Raw genomic sequence first — 3,529 nt, 5'->3', positions numbered from 1 at the left:
CTTAAAACTTCCTTTCTCTCCAGGCCAAATATATTCTATTTGATTCTTCTTTGAAAAAATACTTTTTAATTCAGCTCCCATCTCATTTATAGAAATAACTATATCATCATTTTCTAGTTTTATCATTCTATCTTCCTTTTTAATATTTCAAATTAATATTGTACTAAGTTAGGGAATTGAGAATCTAAAATTTCATCCATATTTGCTGTAAACTCAGCATTTTCTTCATTTTTTAAGAACTTCTCAACATCTCCTGTTATTTCAATTCTTTCAATTATATCTCCTTGACCAATAGCATCTACAACTTTTTGATCCTCATCAGATACAACTTCTCCAAATATTGTGTGCTTATAGTTTAACCAAGGTGTTGCTACATGTGTTATAAAGAATTGAGAACCATTTGTTTCTGGTCCTGCATTAGCCATTGCTAATATTCCTTTTTTATCAAAAACTACTCCCTCTTTAAATTCATCTATAAATTGGTATCCTGGTCCACCTGTTCCTGTTCCTGTAGGATCTCCACCTTGAACCATAAATTCAGGTATTACTCTATGGAATTTAATTCCATTATAATACTCTCTCATTGCTAAGTGAGCAAAGTTTAATACTGTTACTGGTGCTACTTCTGGAAATAATTTAATATTAATATCTCCTTTTGGTGTTACTATTTTTGCATTTAATGTTACATTTTTCATATTTTTTACCTCCATATTTTTTCCTAAAACAACCTTATTTTTTCCGAAAATCTTTTTTCCTAGAAAAAATACAATAAATACTACTAGTATGACTAAAACTTGTTTTAAAATTTTATCCATTACTCCTCCATTTTAAAAGTGTCTTTATATGTTTCTAGAAGCTCATCCTCTGATATAACACCATATATTTCACTTGGCCACTTAGAGTTCAGCTTGTCTTTTAACATTTTTACATCACTTTCAACTGTAATATATTTTTTTTCTATTTCTCTAAGTTTTTCTCTTATAGGTTGTAGCTTATAGATTATATCAAATTGTTCTACTTCCTGTATAGTATCTTTTAATAAGTTTTCTAATTTTTCCTCTTCTGAAGCTAATTTATTATATACTTCAACTATTTTTTCTCTTTTATCCAACATTCTATTTAAATTATACTTATAAAATCTTTCTACAACTTGTGCTCCAGATTTTTCAAAATTTTCTTTTCTTTTTTTCTGAGAGTTAAAAACAGCCTCTAATGACAATCCATTTTTCTCACGAATCTCTTCTACAATCGCTTCAAAAGATTTAAACTCTTCCTCAGTTATTTTCTCCATATCCATTACAGATAAAGCTCCATATATTCTTTCATAAGGTATTATTACCTTCTCTTGAATTATCTCTTCTCCTGATAAATCTCCTATTTCTCTCATCTTATCCAGTTGACTAGATGATATTTTTAGGACTGTTAATATTACTTCTAACGAATAATCTTTAAAATTTTCTCTTGTCATTTTTTTCCTCCAATTTTACATTGACCTTCCTGCCAACACTCCCATTGAACATGCTCCTTGAATATTATATCCTCCAGTGTCACCATCAATATCAATTACTTCACCAGCAAAATATAGATTTTCAACAATTTTACTTTCCATAGTTTTAGAGTTAATCTCTTCTAAAGAAACTCCTCCCTTTGTTACCATAGCATTTTCAAATCCTGCAACTTTTGTTATTTCCAGCTTATTTGAAGATATATATTTTAATATCTCTTCTCTTTTTAATTTTGATATCTCTGCAATTTTAGTTTCATCTTTCACTTCTAATAATTGAAGTGTAAATTTCAAAAATCTTTCTGGCAATATATATTGTGATAAATATTTTTTTATGCTTTGTTTTCCATTTATATTTACTTCCTCTATAAATTTTTTCAAAGCATATTCATATTTTTCATATATATAATTAATTTCAATTTTTGTATCATGTTCTACATATCTTGAGTTATCTAAAATGCCTGGACCACTTAAATTTGTATGTGTAAAAAGTATTGGTCCTTTTTTTTCTATAATTTTTATATCTTTTTTCCAAAAAGATATAATTGCTTGAGGAAAACTTATTCCTGATAACTCACTAAATTTATAATCTTTTATAAAGATTGGAGCTAAGGCTGGTTGAGGTGGTATTATTTTATGACCTAATTTTTTAGCAAAAATATATCCCTCTCCTGTTGTCCCTGTTCCTGGATATGATTTTCCACCTGTTGCAATCATAAGTTTATCACAAGAAAATTCAATATCCTTACTCTTTATAAAAAATAGTTCTTCATTTTTTTCAATGTTTTCTATAACTACATTAAAAAACAATTTCACTCCTTTTTTCAACAGTTCATTATTTAAAAGATTAACTACATCTAAAGAACTAAATGTATTTGGAAAATATTTCCCTGATTCTTCAACTAACACTAAAGGTAATCCTTTCTCTTTAAAAAAATCTTTTAATTTATCAGGTGAAAATTTATTTAAAGCTACTTTTAAAAATTTTCCATTTTCACCATACTTATCAAGAAATTCTTTTGGTTTTCCACTATGAGTTAAATTGCACTTCCCACTTCCTGCAACTAGTATTTTACTTCCAATTCTCTTATTCTTCTCTAAAATAGCTACTTTCAAACCTCTTGAAGCAGCCTCAAGAGCTGTAAATATTCCACCTGGACCAGCTCCTATGACTATTAAATCAAATTTCATTATCTAGCTCCATAATACTGATAATAGTGACATTTTATTCCACCATTATATAATTTTCTATTTTTTGTTGCTTTCTTATCAAAAGCTTTTTCAAAATTTTCAAAAGATGTTATGATATAATATGACCATTTTGGATATCTCATTTTAAAAATATCTCCCATTAATCCATATAATCTTTCTACTGCATCTTCATCTAATAAACGATCTCCATATGGAGGATTACATATTATACATCCCTTTTCTGCTCCACCATCTAATTCTAAGAAATTCATACATTTAAACTCTATCTCATTTTCTACTCCAGCTCTTATAGCATTTTGAATAGCTATGTCTACAGTATCTTGATCTATATCTGAAGCCATTATTTTAACTTCTTTATCATAATCTTCCATTGTAAAAGCTTCATCTCTTAAATCAACCCAAAGATTTTCTGGAATAACACTCCACTTTTCAGATGCAAAGTTTCTATTTACTCCTGGAGCAATATTTCTTGCAATCATAGCTCCTTCAATAGCTATAGTTCCTGTTCCACACATTGGATCAACTAATGGACGGTCTCCACCTTTCCAACGACTTAATAATACTAATGCTGCTGCCATTGTTTCTTTTAATGGTGCTTCATTTATTAAGTTTCTATATCCTCTTTTATGTAATCCCTCTCCACTAGTATCTATCATAACTAAAAACACATCATTATGAGCCTGAATTTTAACTCTATATTGTGCTCCTGTTTCTAATAAATCATCTGTTTGATATGCTATTTTCAATCTTTCAACAATTGATTTCTTAACTATTCTTTGAATATCTGATTTTGAAAATAGTTTACATTTTACA

At 28.3% G+C, this 3,529-nt stretch carries 4 protein-coding genes; all 4 read right to left on the bottom strand.

All coding sequences use genetic code 11. From position 1 onward, the window contains the following. Window positions 1-152: 152 nt before the first annotated feature. Window positions 153-695 (bottom strand): peptidylprolyl isomerase, encoded by a 543-nt coding sequence (locus Q0V09_RS09310; RefSeq protein WP_297407296.1) that lies wholly within the window; start codon window positions 693-695, stop codon window positions 153-155. 119 nt (window positions 696-814) lie between these two features. After that, window positions 815-1,468 carry a hypothetical protein gene (locus tag Q0V09_RS09305; protein ID WP_297407292.1) on the bottom strand — a complete coding sequence of 218 codons (654 nt, stop codon included), beginning with the start codon at window positions 1,466-1,468 and terminating at the stop codon, window positions 815-817. Between the two features lie 15 nt (window positions 1,469-1,483). Further along, window positions 1,484-2,695 (bottom strand): NAD(P)/FAD-dependent oxidoreductase, encoded by a 1,212-nt coding sequence (locus tag Q0V09_RS09300; RefSeq protein ID WP_297488823.1) that lies wholly within the window; start codon window positions 2,693-2,695, stop codon window positions 1,484-1,486. Further along, window positions 2,695-3,529: class I SAM-dependent RNA methyltransferase (locus tag Q0V09_RS09295; RefSeq protein ID WP_297488821.1), on the bottom strand; the 835-nt coding region annotated here is incomplete at its 5' end. The genes Q0V09_RS09300 and Q0V09_RS09295, both read right to left, overlap by 1 nt.

The organism is uncultured Cetobacterium sp. (genome assembly GCF_947039425.1).
Lineage (GTDB): Bacteria > Fusobacteriota > Fusobacteriia > Fusobacteriales > Fusobacteriaceae > Cetobacterium_A.
The sequence above is the reverse complement of the archived record's forward strand: the minus strand, read 5'-3'. Positions and strand labels throughout refer to the sequence as shown.

Bases quoted from the DNA above. Each gene is read 5' to 3' on its own strand.
- Q0V09_RS09300 (WP_297488823.1), bottom strand. From the start codon at position 2,695: ATGAAATTTGATTTAATAGTCATAGGAGCTGGTCCAGGTGGAATATTT.
- Q0V09_RS09305 (WP_297407292.1), bottom strand. From the start codon at position 1,468: ATGACAAGAGAAAATTTTAAAGATTATTCGTTAGAAGTAATATTAACA.
- Q0V09_RS09310 (WP_297407296.1), bottom strand. From the start codon at position 695: ATGAAAAATGTAACATTAAATGCAAAAATAGTAACACCAAAAGGAGAT.